This is a genomic window from Streptosporangium longisporum (genome assembly GCF_039534895.1).
GTDB lineage: Bacteria > Actinomycetota > Actinomycetes > Streptosporangiales > Streptosporangiaceae > Streptosporangium > Streptosporangium longisporum.
This window is the reverse complement of the sequence record NZ_BAAAWD010000008.1, coordinates 42,382-60,428: the sequence shown is the minus strand read 5'-3', so window position 1 is coordinate 60,428 and position 18,047 is coordinate 42,382. Positions and strand designations below refer to the sequence as shown.

At 73.0% G+C, this 18,047-nt stretch carries 12 protein-coding genes; 5 read left to right on the top strand and 7 right to left on the bottom strand.

Going from position 1 to position 18,047, the window contains the following annotated elements; translation table 11 throughout:
• Positions 1-74: 74 nt before the first annotated feature.
• Positions 75-2,144: a DNA gyrase/topoisomerase IV subunit B gene (locus ABD832_RS17755; protein WP_344896186.1), complete on the top strand. Its 2,070-nt coding sequence runs from the start codon at positions 75-77 to the stop codon at positions 2,142-2,144.
• Here ABD832_RS17755 and ABD832_RS17750 read toward each other — a convergent pair.
• Complete coding sequence (locus tag ABD832_RS17750) at positions 2,141-2,269, bottom strand: hypothetical protein (RefSeq protein WP_344896183.1); 129 nt, start codon at positions 2,267-2,269, stop codon at positions 2,141-2,143. The two genes, ABD832_RS17755 and ABD832_RS17750, sit on opposite strands and share 4 nt — an antisense overlap.
• Before the next feature lie 95 nt (positions 2,270-2,364).
• The gene (locus ABD832_RS17745; RefSeq protein WP_344896180.1) at positions 2,365-2,859 is read right to left on the bottom strand and encodes a beta-class carbonic anhydrase; all 495 of its coding nucleotides are present in this window, start codon (positions 2,857-2,859) and stop codon (positions 2,365-2,367) included.
• 201 nt (positions 2,860-3,060) lie between these two features.
• Here ABD832_RS17745 and ABD832_RS17740 point away from each other — a divergent pair, with 201 nt between their 5' ends.
• Positions 3,061-3,345 carry a hypothetical protein gene (locus ABD832_RS17740; RefSeq protein ID WP_344896177.1) on the top strand — a complete coding sequence of 95 codons (285 nt, stop codon included), beginning with the start codon at positions 3,061-3,063 and terminating at the stop codon, positions 3,343-3,345.
• Positions 3,346-3,726: 381 nt separating this feature from the next.
• Complete coding sequence (locus ABD832_RS17735; protein WP_344896174.1) at positions 3,727-4,104, top strand: VOC family protein; 378 nt, start codon at positions 3,727-3,729, stop codon at positions 4,102-4,104.
• Between the two features lie 295 nt (positions 4,105-4,399).
• Here ABD832_RS17735 and ABD832_RS17730 read toward each other — a convergent pair whose 3' ends face one another.
• Both ABD832_RS17730 and ABD832_RS17725 read right to left on the bottom strand, forming a co-directional pair.
• The gene (locus ABD832_RS17730; protein WP_344896171.1) at positions 4,400-6,916 is read right to left on the bottom strand and encodes a DNA gyrase/topoisomerase IV subunit A; all 2,517 of its coding nucleotides are present in this window, start codon (positions 6,914-6,916) and stop codon (positions 4,400-4,402) included.
• A 328-nt stretch (positions 6,917-7,244) separates the two neighbouring features.
• Complete coding sequence (locus ABD832_RS17725) at positions 7,245-7,916, bottom strand: GNAT family N-acetyltransferase (RefSeq protein WP_344896168.1); 672 nt, start codon at positions 7,914-7,916, stop codon at positions 7,245-7,247.
• A gap of 131 nt (positions 7,917-8,047) precedes the next feature.
• Here ABD832_RS17725 and ABD832_RS17720 point away from each other — a divergent pair, with 131 nt between their 5' ends.
• A complete protein-coding gene (locus ABD832_RS17720; protein WP_344896337.1) occupies positions 8,048-10,117 on the top strand; it encodes a RecQ family ATP-dependent DNA helicase in 2,070 nt (689 codons plus the stop codon).
• 16 nt (positions 10,118-10,133) lie between these two features.
• On the opposite strand, the gene ABD832_RS17715 is transcribed toward ABD832_RS17720, so the two are convergent.
• On the bottom strand, positions 10,134-12,977 hold the full coding sequence (locus tag ABD832_RS17715) for an ABC transporter substrate-binding protein (protein WP_344896165.1): 2,844 nt from the start codon (positions 12,975-12,977) through the stop codon (positions 10,134-10,136).
• Between the two features lie 212 nt (positions 12,978-13,189).
• Positions 13,190-14,083, bottom strand: coding sequence for a carbohydrate kinase family protein (locus tag ABD832_RS17710; protein WP_344896162.1), 894 nt, complete (start codon positions 14,081-14,083; stop codon positions 13,190-13,192).
• A gap of 210 nt (positions 14,084-14,293) precedes the next feature.
• Between ABD832_RS17710 and ABD832_RS17705 the strand changes: the two genes are divergently transcribed.
• Positions 14,294-16,912, top strand: coding sequence for a bifunctional acetate--CoA ligase family protein/GNAT family N-acetyltransferase (locus ABD832_RS17705; RefSeq protein WP_344896160.1), 2,619 nt, complete (start codon positions 14,294-14,296; stop codon positions 16,910-16,912).
• Positions 16,913-16,931: 19 nt separating this feature from the next.
• On the opposite strand, the gene ABD832_RS17700 is transcribed toward ABD832_RS17705, so the two are convergent.
• Positions 16,932-17,699, bottom strand: coding sequence for a hypothetical protein (locus ABD832_RS17700; RefSeq protein WP_344896157.1), 768 nt, complete (start codon positions 17,697-17,699; stop codon positions 16,932-16,934).
• Positions 17,700-18,047 lie beyond the last annotated feature (348 nt).

The following is an 18,047-nucleotide window of genomic DNA, read 5'->3' as shown; positions in this document are numbered from 1 at the left end:
AGGCGGACCTGTACCCGCTCCGGTGCGAAGAACGGTAAGCTGCGCACACGTGTTCGACAGACGGGGAGTGGGGCGTGACCGCAGTTAGCGCGGAGACGGGTTATACGGCCCGCCACCTGTCGGTGCTGGAGGGTCTCGAAGCCGTCCGCAAGCGTCCGGGCATGTACATCGGTTCCACCGACAGCCGCGGCCTCATGCACTGTCTCTGGGAGATCGTGGACAACGGGGTCGACGAGGCCCTGGCGGGTCACTGCACCCGCATCGAGGTCGAGCTGCACGCCGACGGCTCCATCGAGGTCCGCGACAACGGCCGTGGCATCCCGGTGGACGTCGAGCCCAAGAGCGGCCTGGCGGGCGTCGAGCTCGTCTACACGAAACTGCACGCGGGCGGGAAGTTCGGCGGCGGCTCCTACGGCGCCTCGGGCGGGCTGCACGGCGTCGGCGCCTCCGTCGTCAACGCCCTGTCCTCGCGGCTGGACGTCGAGGTCGACCGGGGCGGCAGGATCCACGAGATCAGCTTCCGCAGGGGCGTCCCCGGCGTCTTCGACGGCGACGGGCCCAAGGCGAAGTTCAAGAAGAAGTCCGGGCTCCGCGACGGCGGGCCCGCCGCCAGGAACGTCACCGGGACCCGGGTGCGCTTCTGGGTGGACCACCAGATCTTCCTCCCCGAGGCCGAGGTCTCCCTCGACGAGATCCACGTCCGCCTCCGCCAGACCGCGTTCCTGGTCCCGGGCCTGACCCTGTCCGTGCGCGACAGCCGCGCCGAGGAGCCCGTCGAGGACGAGTTCCGCTTCGACGGCGGGATCTCGGAGTTCACCGAGTTCCTCGCCCGCGACGAGGCCGTCTGCGACGTGCTCCGCCTGCAGGGGACCGGTCACTTCCACGAGACCGTCCCGGTCCTCGACGACCTGGGGCACATGACCCCGACCGAGGTCCAGCGCGAGCTGACCGTGGACGTGGCGGTGCGCTGGGGCAAGGGCTACGACAACACCGTCCGTTCCTTCGTCAACGTGATCGCCACCCCCAAGGGCGGCACCCACGTCAACGGTTTCGAGCGCGCGCTCGTCCGCACCCTGAACGAGCAGCTGCGCGAGACCCGGATGCTCAAGAACGGCGACGCCCCGGTCACCCGGGAGGACATCATGGAGGGGCTCACCGCGGTGGTGACCGTCCGGGTGCCCGAGCCGCAGTTCGAGGGCCAGACCAAGGAGGTCCTGGGCACCTCGGCGGCCTCCCGGATCGTGGCCCACGTCGTCTCACGCGAGCTCAAGGAACTGCTCACCAACCCCTCGCGCACCGCCAAGCCGCAGCTCCGCGCGGTCCTGGAGAAGATCGTCGCGGCGGCCAAGGCCCGCATCGCCGCCCGCGAGCACCGTGACAACCAGCGCCGCAAGACCGCCCTGGAGAACTCGGCGCTCCCGGCCAAGCTGGTCGACTGCCGCAGCGACGAGGTGGACCGCAGCGAGCTGTTCATCGTGGAGGGCGACTCGGCCCTGGGCACCGCCCGGGCGGCCCGGGACTCGGAGTTCCAGGCACTGCTGCCGATCCGGGGCAAGATCCTGAACGTGCAGAAGGCCTCCGTCGCGGACATGCTCAAGAACGCCGAGTGTGCCGCGATCATCCAGGTCATCGGCGCGGGATCCGGCCGCTCCTTCGACATCGAGGCCGCCCGGTACGGCAAGGTCATCCTGATGGCCGACGCCGACGTCGACGGCGCGCACATCCGCTGCCTGCTGCTGACCCTGTTCCACCGCTACATGAGGCCGATGGTCGAGGCCGGACGGGTCTTCGCGGCCGTGCCGCCGCTGCACCGGATCGAGGTCGTCAACCCCGGCCGCGGGGACAAGTACGTCTACTGCTACTCCGACGCCGAGCTGCACCGGGTGCTGCGCGGCCTGGAGAAGCGGGGCAAGCGCTGGAAGGACCCGGTCCAGCGGTACAAGGGCCTGGGTGAGATGGACGCCGACCAGCTGGCCGAGACGACCATGGAGCCGCGTCACCGCACCCTGCGCCGGGTGCGCATCGAGGACATCGAGGAGGCCGAGCGCATCTTCGCGCTCCTCATGGGCAGCGACGTGGCCCCGCGCCGGGAGTTCATCGTGAGCAGCGCCGCAGAGGTCGACCGCGACCACATCGACGCCTAGACCCCGGCGTCCCCGGGTTCTCGGGCGCGGTGATCCGTGACCCGGCCCGCCACGGCCGTGGCGCCGCTCGCGACGGTGCGGGCCGCGACGTCCTCGGCCGGGCGGTCCAGGGTCCGGACGGTCACGGCCGTGGCCCCGGCTCATGTCACCGCACGGGGTACTGCCGTGAGGACCCGGCGTCTCGTCCCGCGGTCCGGTACGAGGCGCCGGGGCCTGCGGCTCAGATGTCGACCGGAAGCAGCTTCCCGGTGCGCACGTCGTAGACCGCGCCGCCGACCGGCATGCCCGGCGGGAGGAACGGGCTGGTCCTGATCCGGGTGAGGTCGTGACGCAGCGCGGCGTCCTGGTCGGGGACGGTGTGGAAGTCCAGGCTGCGGGTGTCGACCCCGCGCCGGGCGGCGATCGCGTGCACCTCCTCGTCGGTGACCTTGGTCATGCCGCAGTCGGTGTGCGGCATGACCAGCACCCGCTCCACTGCGAGCAGGTTGACGGCCAGGACGAGCGTGCGCAGGACGTCGTCGGTCACCCGGGCCCCGGCGTTGCGAAGGATCTTGGCGTCGCCGCGCTTGAGGCCGAACACGCCCAGCGGGTCGATCCGAGAGTCCATGCAGGTGACCACGGCAAGGCCGCGCGCGGCCCTGCCGGTCAGCTCGGAGTCGGTGAACGTGGCGGAGAACTCCTCATTGGCGGCCAGCAGGTCGTCGAAGGCACTCACGTACGCATCCCTCGGTCGGTGGAAGTCAGCAGATCAATGATGCTTCATGCCCGTTTCAGGATTGTTTCCGGGCCCGTATCGAGTGAGGACTTGACCAAGATCCCGCCATGCTCCGTCGCTTTCGGTGATGATGTCGTCACTCGACGTCCGACAGGTGTGGAGAGGCAATGAGCAGGACCGAATCGCTGGCCGACTATCTCCGTGACCAGGGCAGGCGCAAACTGGACCGGGTCGAGGCCAGGGACGGGGGGGCGCAACGCACGCTCGGCGCTGGCCCTGCTCGACGCGGCCGTCTACACCCGTTCCCTGCATGAGGACGACCCGTTCGTACGGCTTCTGGTGGAGGCGGGGTGCTTCGGCCCCGAGGGGGACGGTGACTTCAGCCCGACGGACCGGGTCGCCAAGGTCGTCCGCTTCTGGGAGTCGGGCGAGCCGTGGCAGTTGCTGATGGCGATCCGGTTCGCGCTCCAGGGTGCGCTGACCTGAGGGCGGCGCCGTGTCCCGGGCCGACGTCGGACCCCGGGCCCGCACCGGTCACGGGGACGCGCTGTCGGTCATGGAGCGGTGCCGGTCACGGGGGACGCTTCAGCGGTCATGAGAGCGCGGTGCCGGTCACGGGGACGCGGCGCCGGTCATGAGGGTGTGGCATCGGGCACGGAGACACGGCGCCGGTCACGGGGGTGCGGCACCGGGTTTGAGGTGGCGCGCCGGGGAAACACGGATCGAGGTCACGGCCGTGACGTGCCGGAGCGCCCGGTGCCCGCCGGGGCCGGACCGGGGCCGGACCGGGGCCGGGGGCGAACATCGGCCGGGGCCCTCCGGTGGCACCATCGGACACACCCGTCGATGCCGAGATCAGGAGGAAGAGTGAGCATCGCGCAATTCAGGTCGATCGTTCTGGACTGCCCGGACCCCAAGCGGCTGGCCGACTTCTACGGCGCCCTGCTGGGCTGGAAGGTCGACAGCAGCAGGGACGACTGGATGGTGGCCACCGGCGACGGCCCCGGACGGCTCTGCTTCCAGCTCGCCCCCGACCACCGGCCGCCCGACTGGCCGGGCAACGAGAGGCCGCAGCAGTTCCACCTGGACCTGACCGTCGAGGACCTCGACGAGGCCGAGAAGGTCGCCCTGGAGCTGGGCGCGGTCAAGCACTCGTACCAGCCGGCCGAGGAGGAGGGCGGGGAGGGGGATTTCCGGGTCTTTCTCGACCCCGCCGGGCATCCGTTCTGCTTCTGCGTGGACTGACCGTCCTGGAGGATCTCAGGGCCGCCCAGGGCGGTCCTGTGCCGCCCCCCGGGGCCCTTCCAGGGCCCGTGCCCGCCCGGAGGCCCGCCCCGGACGACGGATCCTGACCGGGTACGGATCGGAGAGACCTTCCGACGTGACCCGGAGACCCGTCCGTCGGCAAGACCGGAAGGGCGCCCTCCCGGCAAGAGCCGGGAGGGCGCCTTCGACGAGGTCTTCCACCGGGCCGGAGGGTCACTCCCCGGCCGGAGCGGGCGGGACGCCGGGCCGGGTCAGCCCGCACCCGCGAATCGGGTCACTCCCGGGCCGGAGCGGGCGGGACCGAGCGCGCCCCGCCGGATTCCCGGGACTCCCGGGGCCCGCCGGCGCCCAGGGCGCCGCCCAGAGCGGAGACGGTGTGGGTGAGCCGGAGCCCGGAGCCGTCGCGGCGGCCCAGCTCGTCGGGAAGCGGCACGGGCTTGCCGACGGCGGACGCGGCACGGACCGGGGCCGGGCCCGCCCAGGCCAGCAGCAGCACGTCCTCGCCCTTGAGGAAGCGCTGGACGCGGACGCCACCGGTGCCCCGGCCCTTGGCCGGGTACTCGGCGAAGTCGGAGATCTTGGCGCCGCCGACCTGGGTGCCGGGCAGCGCGGTCGACGAACCGGCGATCGTCACCACCCGTGACTCGCGGGTGGGGTCGACCGCTCCGAACCAGATCACCGTGGCGCCGCCGTCCAGCCGGACTCCGGCCATGCCGCCCGCCGGGCGGCCCTGCGGCCGGACGACCGAGGCGGGATAACGCAGCAGCTGGGCGTCGGAGGTGATGAAGACCAGGTCGTCCTCCTCGCTGGTCAGCTCCACCGCCCCGACCACGCTGTCACCCTCCTTGAGGCCGATGACCTCGAAGTCGTCGCGGTTGGCCGGATAGTCGGGCACGACCCTCTTCACCACGCCCTGGGCCGTGCCCAGCGCCAGGCCGGGCCCGTCGGGGTCGAGCGAGCCGAGACCGACGACCGTCTCACCGGGGTTGAAGGTGACGTACTCCGCGACCGGGTGACCGCCCGACAGCGAGGGCGGGTTGTCCGAGCGGGGCAGGGTGGGCAGGTCGACCACCTGGACCCGGATCATCCGCCCCTGGTTGGTGACCACCCCCACCTCGCCCCTGACCGTGCTCCGCACGGCGGAGAGCAGCACGTCGTGGGCCGAGCGGTCGCCGTCGGCGGCCAGCGGGGAGGCGTCGTGCGTGCGGGCCAGCAGGCCGGTGGAGGAGAACAGCACCAGGCACGGGTCGTCGGCCACCTCCAGCGGGACCGAGACGTTCCTGGCCATCCCCGACGCCTCCAGCAGCACCGTGCGGCGGGGGGTGCCGTAGGTCTTGGAGACCTGGGCCAGCTCGTCGGAGACCACCTTGCGCAGCCTGTCGTCGGAGGACAGGATCGCGGTCAGCTCGGCGATCTCGTCGCGCAGCGTCTGGCTCTCCCGGTCCAGCTCCAGCTTGTCGTAGCGGGTCAGCCGGCGCAGCGGGGTGTCCAGGATGTAGTTGGCCTGGATCTCGGAGAGATCGAAGACCTCCCGCAGGCGCTCGCGGGCCTGGGCGGAGTCGTCGGAGGAGCGGATGACCTGGATGACCTCGTCGATGTTGAGCAGGGCCACGATGAGGCCCTCGACGAGGTGCAGGCGCTCCTCACGCCGGCGCCTGCGGTAGAGCGAGCGGCGGCGGACCACGTCGATGCGGTGGTCGACGTAGACCTGCAGCAGCTCGCGCAGGCCCAGCGTGCGCGGCTGGCCGTCGACCAGCGCGACGTTGTTGATGCCGAAGGTCTCCTCCATCGGCGTGAGCCGGTAGAGCTCCTCCAGCACGGCCTCGGGGATGAAGCCGTTCTTGATCTCGATGACCAGGCTCAGGCCCTTGTGGCGGTCGCTGAGGTCCTTGAGGTCGGAGATGCCCTGGAGCTTCTTGGCGGTGACCAGCTCCCGGATCTTGGTGACCACCCGCTCGGGGCCGACGTTGAAGGGCAGCTCGGTGACGACGATGCCCTTGCGCCGGGCGCTGACCTGCTCGACGGAGCACTTGGCGCGCATCCGGAACGTGCCCCGGCCCTTGGCGTACGCGTCCCGGACGCCGTCCAGGCCGATGATCGTGCCGCCGGTGGGCAGGTCGGGGCCGGGCACGAAGCGCATCAGGTCGTCGAGCGTCGCCTCCGGCTTCTTGATCAGGTGCCGGGCGGCGGCGATCACCTCGACGAGGTTGTGCGGCGCCATGTTGGTGGCCATCCCGACCGCGATGCCGGTCGCCCCGTTGACCAGCAGGTTGGGGAAGGCCGACGGCATGACCGTGGGCTCGGTCTCCTGGCCGTCGTAGTTGGGCTTGAAGTCGACGGTGTCCTCGTCGATCGACTGCACCATGGCCATGGCCGCCGAGGCCAGCCGGGCCTCGGTGTAGCGCATCGCGGCGGGCATGTCGTCCGGGGAGCCGAAGTTGCCGTGGCCGTCGATGAGCGGCAGGCGCATCGAGAACGGCTGGGCCATCCGGACCAGCGCGTCGTAGATGGCGGTGTCGCCGTGCGGGTGGAGCTTGCCCATCACGTCGCCGACGACACGCGAGGACTTCACGTGCCCCCGGTCGGGCCGCAGGCCCATCTCGCTCATGGAGTAGAGGATGCGCCGCTGGACCGGCTTGAGGCCGTCCCTGGCATCGGGCAGCGCACGCTGGTAGATGACCGAATATGCGTATTCGAGGAAGCTGGTGCGCATCTCGGTGGAAACGTCGATGTCGACGATCCGCTCCTCGAAGCCCTCGTCGGTCGGGGGTGTGGTCGTCCGTCGAGCCATCTGTTTTCCTGCGCGTGCGCCCCGGCGGTCAGGCCGAGGGGGAGGCGCATCCTCCTTCTGTCATCGTGGGCGAACCGTTGGCGCCGGATCCCGGGGAACACCGGGCCGGAGTGTCCGGCGGAGGACCGGCGACGGGGGCGACCGGACATCGTACCGAGACTCGATACCATACCCACGCCGCCCGACACTTCCGGGCCCCGTCCGGCCCGTGGCGCGGGCCGTCGCCGTCTTGCGCGGCCCGGGATCCCTCGGGGATCACCGTGATCATGGGGGTGGGTGCGGGCTCCGAGGCCGCGGATCATCCTCGTCCCGCCCGCTCCCGCGCACCTCAGGGACCACCCGAAGCACCGGCAACGCTGGGGGCACCGGGAACGCCCGAAGCACCGAAAGCACCGAAAGCACCGGGAACCCCGGCGTCCCCGGGTACGCCGGGGCGGGGCCCCGCCCCGGGCCAGGGGCCGGGCGGCGGGGTGCCCTCGTACTCGTCCCCGGGCACGTTCACCCGCGTGTCGTAGAGCCTGAAACCGCGGGCGAGGTAGTTGGCGAGCGCCGCGGGGCCGTCGAGCGAGCAGGTGTGCAGCCACACCCTGCGGGTCGGTTCCCGCCCCGGCCACCGGTCGGCCAGGTCCCAGGCGCGGGCCGTGCCGGCCGCCAGCAGGTGCCCGCCGAGACCCTTGCCGATCGCCCACGGCAGCAGCCCGAAGCTGCTGATCTCGACGGTGGCGTCGTCCTGCGCGGCGAGTTCGACGTAGCCCGCAGGGGAGCCGCGGTGGTGGGCCACCCAGATCTCCACGCCTTCCAGCCAGCGCGCCCACTCCGCCCAGGTCCAGGGCAGCCGCTCGGTCCAGTGCCAGTCCCCGCCGACGGCCGTGTAGAGGAACCGGCCGAACTCGGGGGAGGGCGACTCGGCGCGTACCACGTCGACCTCGATCGACGGCGGTCGCGCGGGCCGCAGGTCCGACGGCGAGGTCTGCTCGAGGTAGCGGGTGGTGACGTCCATGGTGGATGCATCAAACCACGACGCGGAACCGGCCGGGTCCCGTGCCCGCCCCGCCCTACCCCCGCCGCGCAGGCGCGAGGAGAAAACAGTCGGTCGGACCTGGTACCAATGACCGGGTGAGCGAAGAGCTGATGCTGCGCGAAGAGGCCGAGGAGCGGCTGCGGGCGCTCGCCGGGGAGCACGCCCGGCTGCGCGAGGACCAGTGGGCGGCCATCAAGGCCCTGGTCGTGGATCGTCGGCGGGTCCTCGTGGTGCAGCGCACCGGCTGGGGCAAGTCGGCGGTCTACTTCATCGCGACCGCGCTCCTGCGCGAGCTGGGCGAGGGCCCGACCGTGATCGTGTCGCCGCTGCTGGCCCTGATGCGCAACCAGATCGCCGCCGCCGAACGCGCCGGGATCAACGCGGTCACGGTCAACTCGGCCAACCCCGAGGAGTGGGAGCAGGTCTACACCCAGGTCGCCGAGGGCGAGGTGGACGTGCTGCTGGTCAGTCCCGAGCGGCTCAACAACCCCGACTTCCGCGACCATGTGCTGCCCGAGCTGGCCGAGAGCGCGGGCCTGATCGTGGTCGACGAGGCGCACTGCATCTCCGACTGGGGACACGACTTCCGCCCCGACTACCGGCGGCTGCGCACCCTGTTCGAGGAGCTCACCGAGGGCGTGCCGATCCTGGCGACCACCGCCACCGCCAACGCCAGGGTGACCCGCGACGTCGCCGAGCAGATGGGCGAGGAGACGCTCGTGCTGCGCGGCGCGCTGGAGCGCGACAGCCTGCACCTGGGGGTCGTGCGCCTGCGCGGCGCCGAGCAGCGGCTGGCCTGGCTGGCCCGCACCCTGCACGAGCTGCCCGGCTCCGGCATCGTCTACACGCTCACCGTGGCCGCCGCCCAGGAGATCGCCGCCTACCTGCGCGAGCAGGGCCACGAGGTGATCGCCTACTCCGGGCAGACCGAGCAGGCCGAGCGGCTCGCCGCCGAGCAGGCGCTGCTCGACAACAAGATCAAGGCGCTGGTCGCGACCTCCGCCCTGGGCATGGGCTACGACAAGCCCGACCTCGGCTTCGTCGTCCACGTCGGCGCCCCCCAGTCCCCGGTCGCCTACTACCAGCAGGTCGGGCGCGCCGGCCGCGGGGTCGAGCGGGCCGAGGTGATTCTGCTGCCCGGCGCGGAGGACCGCGACATCTGGGCCTACTTCGCCTCGCTGGCCTTCCCGCCCGAGCCGGTCGTCCGGTCCGTGCTGGCCGCGCTGGAGGAGGGCGGCGTGATGTCCACCGCGGCCCTGGAGAACCGGGTGGACCTCAGCCGGAGCCGCCTGGAGACCATGCTGAAGGTCCTCGACGTCGACGGCGCGGTCCGCCGGGTCAAGGGCGGCTGGGAGTCCACCGGCGAACCCTGGGGGTACGACGCCCCGCGTTACGCCCGGGTCGCGGCCGAGCGTGAGGCCGAGCAGCGGGCCATGCTGGAGTACATCGAGACCACCGGCTGCCGCGAGGAGTTCCTGCGCCGCCGCCTGGACGACGACACCGCCTCGCCGTGCGGGCGCTGCGACAACTGCACCGGCGCGCACCGCAGCGCCGAGGTCGACGAGCAGGCCGTACGGGCCGCCGCCGACCGGCTGCAGCGGCCCGGGGTGGAGATCGAGGCCCGCAGGCAGTGGCCGACCGGCCTGACCGACCTCAAGGGCAGGATCAAGCCGGAGCTGGGCGCCGAACCCGGCCGGGCGCTGGGCAGGCTCACCGACATCGGCTGGGGCAACCGGCTGCGCGCCCTGCTCGCCGAGGGGGTCCCGGACGGGCCGGTCCCCGACGACGTCTTCGCGGCCGTGGTCACGGTGCTGTCCTCCTGGCAGTGGGAGTCGCGCCCGGTCGGCGTGGTCGCGGTGCCCTCGTCGAGCCGCCCGCTGCTCGTGCGGAGCCTGGCCGAGCGGCTGGCGCAGGTGGGACGGCTGACCTACCTGGGAGACCTCGGCTACCGGTCGGGCCCGCCCGGACGGCAGTTCAACAGCGCCCAGCGCGTCCAGGCGGTCCGGGGCACCCTGGCGATGCCCGCGGCGCTGGGCGCGGCCGTCGCCTCGGCGGGCGGCCCCGTCCTGCTCGTCGACGACCTGGTCGACACCGGCTGGACGATGACCCTGGGCGCCGCGATGCTCCGCCACGCCGGGGCCCCGGCCGTGCTGCCCCTGGCCCTGGCGGTCACCAGCTAGCGTCCCGCCCCCGAGGCTAGGAGACGCCCATGTTCAGGTAGTCGTAGTCCTGGAAGATGTCGCTGACGTGCACGTTGGTCAGGCGGCCGCTGCGCAGCAGGACGTGCGTCTCCCACTGGACGGGCAGGACGACGGCCTGTTCCATCACGGCCCGGTCGACCTGGGACCACAGCTCTTCGCGGCGGGCGGCGTCGGTCTCGACGTAGGCGCGGTCCAGCAGGCGGTCCACCTCGGGCAGCCGCACGCTCACGTTGAACGACCCCCCGTCGTCGATCTCGCGGCTGTCCGCGATGTACGACAGGTAGTCGCGTCCCTCGGGCCAGTCGGGGTTCCAGCGCTTCACCACCAGGCCGATCGCCTCCCTCCTCAGCTCCGCCGGGTTGCCGCCGTGGTCGTCGAGGTAGTCCTCGTCGGGGAATCCCCGCAGGGTCAGCCGGATGCCGACCCGTTCCAGCGACCGCCTGAGCCGGTCGGCGGCCTCGGGCTCACCCGCCCGGTCCGTCCGGTAGGTGATCCTGGCCGTGAAGCCTCCGGGCCTGCCGCACGCGGCCAGGTGCGCCCGGGCGCTCTCCAGGTCGCCGCCACCGGTCTGGTAGAGGTTCAGCGGCCGGTACCCGGAGACGCCGGGGGCGAGCAGGCCGGTGGCGATCCTGCCGGAGCGCAGCCCGGTGCCGAAGGCGTCGCGCAGCGACACCCGGTCGGCCGCCGCGAACACCGCCCTGCGGCACGACACGTTGTCGAAGGGGGGAACCTCGGGGTTGAGCGCGATGAACCGGAGCTGGTTCACCGTGGCCACGTCGGAGCGTGCCCGCAGGTCGGGCCGCGTGGCGATCCGGTCGGCCAGCCCCACCTCGGCCCTGGCGGCGAGGTCCAGGTCCACGTCCTCGGAGACGAGCCTGCTGTCGATGGTGTCCTGGTCCAGGTCGAAGTCGATCTCGTAGCGGTCGGGGAGCGCGCGGCGGTGCGGATCGGTCGCGGCCGACCAGCGCGGGTTGCGGACCAGGACGAGCCGCCTGCCCTCGCGAAGGGTGCCGAACCGGTACGGGCCCGAGGAGAGCACCCGGCTCCCGTACTTCTCGCGGGTGTCCCTGGAGGGCGGGACCGGCATGGTCTGGGGGCTCTGGACGACGTGGTCGAAGGTGGGGTACGGCCTGAGCAGGTGGAAGACGATCGTCCGGTCGTCGGGTGTCTCGATCGCCGAGGAGGTGTCGGCGCCGGGCGACCGGTAGGGGCCGCGGTAGCCCTCCGGCAGGTCGAGCAGGGACCTGAAGTGGTACGGCCCCTCGTCGAGGACGTCCCTGTCCAGGGTGCGGAGCACCGCGTGCTTGACGTCCGCCGAGACGATCGGTGTCCCGTCCTCGTACCTCAGGCCCTCGCGGAGCCGGTAGGTCCACGTCCGGGAGTCGTCGGCGGGGACGCCCGGCCCCTCGGCCAGGTCGCCCACCGGCTCCCTGCCCACGCGGCCGGGGGCGGGCCGGTACATCGTCAGGGACCGCCCGTAGAGCCGCATGACGTTCCACAGCGAGACGTAGTAGCTGTTGCCCGGGTCCAGGGAGTCGGGGGTGAACGAGGCCGCCATCCGGATGGTCCCGCCCCGCTTCGCCGAGGGGGAGACGACGGACGTCAGGGCCGCGTCGGGCCCGGTCCGCGCGGCCCCCGCGACGGCCTGCCCCGAAGGCGGCCCGGAGCCGGAGCCGCCGGTGGTCCTCGGCCAGAGCGCGACGACCAGCGCGCACGCCGTCACGACCGCCGCGCCCGCGGTCAGGACGCGACGGTGACGCCTCAGCCCGCCGGTGGGAGAGGTCACGGGTGCCCATGACGGCGCCGGCGACGAAGGGAACGACGGGGACGACGAGGGCGGCGACGACGGCACGGGGGAGGACGGCGACGACGGGGATGACGGGAACGGCGACGGGGACGACGAGGGCGGGGACGACGGCACGGGTGAGGACGGTGACGACGGCGGCGGGGCGTCACGGACCCCGGGCCGGGACACCGGGGCGGGCACCGAGCCGGGCACCGAGCCGGGCACTGGGCCGGGCACGGGGGCGCCGCTCGGGTTCAGCAGCGCGTCCAGCACCTCGCCGGAGGTCGGGCGCTCCCGGGGGTCCTTGGCGAAGGCGGCGTGCAGCAGCGGACGCAGCGACTCCGGCACACCGGACAGGTCCGGGGTGCCGGACAGGATCGCGTGCATCACCACCGGCAGGTCGCCCGAGCCGAACGGCGACCGCCCGGTCGCCGCGAACACCATGGTCCCGGCCCAGGCGAACACGTCGCCCGCCATGCCCACGTCCTGGCCGTGGAAGTGCTCGGGTGCCATGTAGGCCGGTGTGCCGATCACGCCGCTGGTCACGCTCTGCCCGGCGTCCAGTGCCCTGGCGATGCCGAAGTCGATGACGCGCGGGCCGTCGGGGCCCAGCAGGACGTTGCTCGGCTTGAGGTCGCGGTGCACGATCCCGGCCCGGTGGATCGCGACCAGCGCGGTGGCGGTGGCGACGGCCAGCCTGAGCAGCGCGTGCTCCGCGCGCGGGCCGTCCCGCAGCACCGCCTGATGCAGCGACTCGCCGTCCACGTACTCGCTCAGGATGTACGGCCGGGCGCCGACGGTGTCGACCTCCAGCACGCGGGCGGTGCAGAACTGGGCGACCCTGCGGGTGGCCTCGGCCTCCCGCCGGAAGCGCCGCTGGGCCGCGGGGTCGTCGGCGAGCTTGGCGTGCAGCACCTTGAGGGCGACGCGCTCTCCCGAGGGCGTCAGCGCGAGGTAGACGACGCCCTGGCCGCCCTCCCCGAGGAAGCCGGCCAGCCGATGCTCGCCGATCCGCTCGGGGTCACCCTGCCGCAGGGGGAGCGGCTCCGGCATGCCGTCACTCCAGGGGTCGCGATGAACGTGACCCGACCACGATATTGAATGGATCCGGCCGCAGGGAGGGCTTGGGGATCCTCGCGACGTCCGGCTGCCTCATCTCTCCCCCGTCCCGCGGGACGGGGCGCCCATGCCGCGGGGACCCGGCGACCGCGCCGGCCGGGCAGAACGGGACGGACGGGGCCGGTTCAGAGGCGTTCGGAGCCGGTTCAGAGGCGGGGACGGGCGCCCAGGTGCGAGATGGCCCGGGAGGCCAGGTGGCACCCGTCGGCCAGCGCCTCGGCCGGGGGCTTGCCGCTGAGCCAGGCGGGCAGGAAGCCCGCGGTGAAGGCGTCGCCCGCGCCGGTGCCGTCGACCACGCGCTCGACGGCCTCGGCCGGAGCCGTGACCGGGTCGGGACGGTTGTTGCCGAACCACAGGGCGCCCTCGTCGTTGAGCTTGACGACCACCTGCGGGAACCACGCGGTGAGCACCTTGGCGGCGGCGGCCGGGTCGTCGCGGCCGGTCAGGACCTTGGCCTGGTCGGCGTTGGCGAACAGCAGCTTGGCGTTCTGCGTCCACTCCAGGAACGGCTCGGCGCCGGTGCGCTCCAGCGGCGCCGACGAGGAGCAGTCCACCGAGACGGACATCCCCGCGCGGCGGGCCAGCTCCAGGGCCGCGAGACCGGCCTCGCGCGACCCCTCGTTGATGAGGGTGTAGCCCGACAGGTGCAGGTGACCGCCCTGGGAGAACAGGTCGCGGGGCAGGTCCTCGGGGGACAGGGCCGCGTTCGCGCCGGGGTCGGAGAGCATGGTGCGCTCGCCCTTGTGGGTGACGAGCACCACGCAGGTGCCGGTGGGACGCTCGGGATCCATCACGAGACGGGCGTCGACGCCGTACCCCATCAGCTCCATGTCGCGGTTGCGGCCCGTGATGTCGGCGCCGCGCCGTCCGATGAAGGCGACCTCGGTGCCCTCGACGGCGAGCCAGGAGGCGATGTTGGCACCCGACCCGCCACCGTGCATGGTGACGATCGCCGGTGTGTCACTCGCCCTGGCCAGCGGGTAGCGAGCCCGGGCGACCGCGTCGGTCATGAGATCGCCCACCACGACCACCCGCGTCATGATGTCACCACCTTGCTGCCTTCGATGCCGACATGCCCTATACGTGCCTTGAGCGGTACCGCTGGCCGTGCCTCCGGCCGCCAAAAACCTAACAGCTTCCGGCCAGCGTGTGGGGCCTTGACCGAACACCGGACCAGAGTCGATGCACAAGCGTTGCGTGAATCCCCCCGGCCGGTCCGATGCGTGGGATGCACGTCTACTCTCGGGACTGTGGAGGCTGCTCAGTATCCCGCTCACTGGGAGGCGGACGTCGTCCTGTCGGACGGCGGCACCGCCCACGTACGCCCGATTCGGCCCGCCGACGCCGACCGGTTGCGTTCCTTCTACGGCCGGCTGTCCGACGAGTCGATCTACTTCCGCTTCTTCGGCCCCCGGCCGCGGTTGTCGGACCGGGAGATCACCTGGTTCACCAACGTCGACTACGTGGACCGGGTGGCGCTGATCGCCACGATCGGCACCGAGATGGTGGCGGTCATCCGCTACGACCGGATCGAACCCGGCGAGGCCGAGGTCGCCTTCCTCGTCGAGGACGCCCACCAGGGCCGCGGGGTCGCCTCGGTGCTCCTGGAGCACCTGGCCGCGACCGCCAGGGAACACGGGATCGGCCGCTTCGTCGCCGACGTGCTGCCCGCCAACCAGAAGATGATGGGGGTGCTCAAGCAGGCCGGCTACACCGCGCAGAGCCGCTTCGCCGACGGCGTGGTCCGGATGACCCTCGACCTCACCCCGACCGAGACCGCCCAGGAGGTGACCACCTCCCGCGAGCACCGCGCCGAGTCCCGCTCGATCGAGCGGCTGCTCTCACCGGGCTCGGTTGCCGTCGTGGGAGCCGGGCGCGAGCCGGGCGGCGTCGGCCAGACCGTGCTGCGCAACCTGCTCGGCGCCGACTTCACCGGGCCGGTCTACCCCGTGCACCGCGAGGCACGGGCCGTGGCGGGGGTACGGGCCTACCCGAGCGTGACGGCCATCGACGGGGAGGTGGACCTCGCCGTGCTCGCCGTACCCGCCGACGGGGTCATCGACGTGGTCAAGGAGTGCGCGGAGAAGGGCGTGCGCGGGCTGATCGTGGTCTCCTCCGGGTTCGGCGAGACCGGTCCGGAGGGACGGGCCCGGCAGGACGAGCTGGTGCGCATCGCCCGCGCCTACGGCCTGCGGGTCGTCGGCCCCAACTGCCTGGGCATCGCCAACACCGATCCTGCCGTACGGCTGAACGCCACCCTGGCCGCCACCGTCCCCGGGCGGGGCCGGGTCGGTTTCTTCAGCCAGTCGGGTGCCCTGGGCACCGCGCTGCTGCAGCGGGTGGCGCAGCGGGGCATGGGCATCTCCTCGTTCGTCTCCGCGGGCAACCGGGCCGACGTGTCCGGCAACGACCTGCTGCAGTACTGGGAGGAGGACCCGAACACCGACGTGATCCTGCTCTACCTGGAGTCGCTGGGAAACCCCCGCAAGTTCGCGCGCCTGGCACGGCGCATCTCGCGCCGCAAGCCGATCGTCGTCGTCAAGAGCGGCGGCACCACCCAGGGCGTCCCCTCCGGCCACGCGGCCCCCGTCCTCGGCCTGCCCGACACCGCGCTCAGTGCCCTGTTCGAGCAGGCCGGCGTGATCAGGGTCGACGACCTGATCCAGCAGTTCGACGTGGCGCAGCTGCTGGCCTACCAGCCGCTGCCCACCGGGCCCAGGGTCGGCCTGGTCAGCAACTCCGACGCGATGGCGCTGCTGGCGGCCGACGCCTGCGTCCGGATGGGCCTGGAACCGCTGCCGCCGGTCAACCTGGGCGCGCGGGGCTGCGCCGCGGAGTTCGGCGAGGCCCTGGCCTCGGTGCTTCCCGAGGTGGACGCGGTGGTCGCGATCTACATGCCGCCCATCCCCGGCAACGCCGCGCAGGTCGCGGCCGAGCTGCTGCGGGTCTCGCGCGGCTGCGGAAAGCCGGTGCTGGCCACGTTCGAGGGCAAGATCGGCATGCTGGAGGGGCTGCGGGTCGGCGCCGTCCCCGAGCGGGGCTCGATCCCTTCGTACGCGGCGCCGGAGGAGGCGGTGCGCGCGCTCGCCCACGCGGTGCGGCACGCGCGCTGGCTGGAGCAACCGGCGGGGGTGTTCGAGGAGCCCGAGGGCGTCGACACCGTCGCGGCCCGGGAGCTCGTGCACGCCGCGCTGGGTGAGGCCCCGGCCGAGATCGACGCCTCGGAGCTGCTGGCCTGCTACGGGGTGGAGGTCTGGCCGTCACAGACGGTGGGGTCGCCGCAAGAGGCCGTCGACGCCGCCGAGAGGCTCGGCTGGCCGGTCGTGCTGAAGGCCGCCGGCCCCGAGGCGGCCAAACGCGCCGGGACCGTACGCCTGGGGCTGGCCGGTCCCGACGGGGTGCGCGACGCCTACGCCGACCTGACGCGCCAGCTCGAACCGGAGTCGGTGCTCGCGGTGCAGCGGATGGCGCCCCAGCCGGCGGTACCGACCGTGGCCGGTGTGATGGAGGACCCCGCCTTCGGCGCGGTGGTCTCCTTCGGGCTTGGCGAGGTCACCGCCCGGCTGCTCCACGACGAGGCGTACCGGCTGGCCCCGCTGACCCGCGAGGACGCGGCGGCCCTCGTGCGGTCGCCGCGCGCCGCGCCCCTGCTGCTCGGCGAGTACGGCTACCCGCCCGTCGCGGTGGAGGCGCTGGAGGAGCTGCTGATCCGCCTCGGGCGGCTGGCGGACGACCTTCCGGAGGTGGCGCGGCTGACCCTGGACCCGGTGCTGGTGGGGGAGGGCGAGGTGATCGTGCTGGGCGCCCGCGCCGTGCTCCGCAGCCACCGGGGCCCGCGTCCCGACGACGGTCCCCGCAGGCTGGGCTGACCCGTCCGCCGGGACCGCGTCACGACGTCCCGGCGGGCAGGACCTGGACGCTGCAGGCCACCGTGCCGGACACGGTGCCGGCCGGGCCTGCGGACACGGCGACGGCCGGGCCGCCGAACGCGCCGCCGGACAAGGTGCCGGAGAAGGCGCCGGACGCGGGGGTGAGGCCGGTCCCCGGGGGCGGCCCGCTCTGGACGGCCCTGCCGGTGGCGGTCAGCGTGCCCGAGGCGTCCGGTGCCACGGCCACCTCGACCGTGATCCGGGGAAGCTGGAACCCCGGACCGGCCCGGCCGGTCGTGCCGCAGCCCAGGCGCCGGTCCGTGATGCGGCAGGTCCAGCCCGTGCCCCGCGCCCGCACCGGGGTCAGGCCCTCCGGGAAGTGGTAGGTGACCCCGGTCGGGCGGGTGATGCCCGGGGAGAGGCGTCCCGCCGTGACGTCGACGGAGAAGACCCCGGTGCCGCCCGCCTCGAACGGGCCGTCGTGAACGGTGGTCAGGACCAGGTCCCCGGAGAGGCCCTCCCAGGAGACGGGGGACACGGCGCCCGCCACCCCGACCGCGCCCGTCACGTCCGTCGCGTCCGCCGTCCCCGCCACGACGCCCGTCGCTCCCGTCGTGCCCATCGCCATCGCCGGGCTCACCCCTGCGGCCATACCCACCACGCCCGCCACGCCCGTCGCGGCGAGCACCAGCCCGGCCAGCCGCAGGGCCCCCGTGAGCCACGGCGCCCCGCCAGGACGCGCGGACCCGGCGGGACCCGTGGCGCCACCGGGACGCGAGAGGCGCACGGGACACGTGAGGCCGCCTCGCGGTGTCGTCCCGGACGTACTCCCGGACATGCTCCCGGGCGTGCTTCCGGAGCGGTGGCGCGGACCCGGACGGTCATCGGTCATCTCTCGTCCTCTGGTTCGGGGGACACCGTCACCTCGGGGGGCGGCCAGAGGCATCTCTCCCACCGGGGGGACAGGCGTTCCGCGGATGAAGCGGGGCGAACGCGACGGACCGGCCGTCGTCGGGCCCGGGACGGCACGCGGGGCCGCCACCGCTCCCGGTAACCGTTAAAAGATCACGTCAAACCGGCCGGATGGAAAAGTCACGGCAGGGACGGGCCACGGCGGCACCGGCCCCCTTCGGAC

What these genes read in the sequence shown, in the direction of transcription:
- ABD832_RS17720 (WP_344896337.1), top strand. Translation starts at nt 8,048, where the DNA reads ATGCTGCGCGAAGAGGCCGAGGAGCGGCTGCGGGCGCTCGCCGGGGAG.
- ABD832_RS17710 (WP_344896162.1), bottom strand. Translation starts at nt 14,083, where the DNA reads ATGACGCGGGTGGTCGTGGTGGGCGATCTCATGACCGACGCGGTCGCC.
- ABD832_RS17730 (WP_344896171.1), bottom strand. Translation starts at nt 6,916, where the DNA reads ATGGCTCGACGGACGACCACACCCCCGACCGACGAGGGCTTCGAGGAG.
- ABD832_RS17715 (WP_344896165.1), bottom strand. Translation starts at nt 12,977, where the DNA reads ATGCCGGAGCCGCTCCCCCTGCGGCAGGGTGACCCCGAGCGGATCGGC.
- ABD832_RS17725 (WP_344896168.1), bottom strand. Translation starts at nt 7,916, where the DNA reads ATGGACGTCACCACCCGCTACCTCGAGCAGACCTCGCCGTCGGACCTG.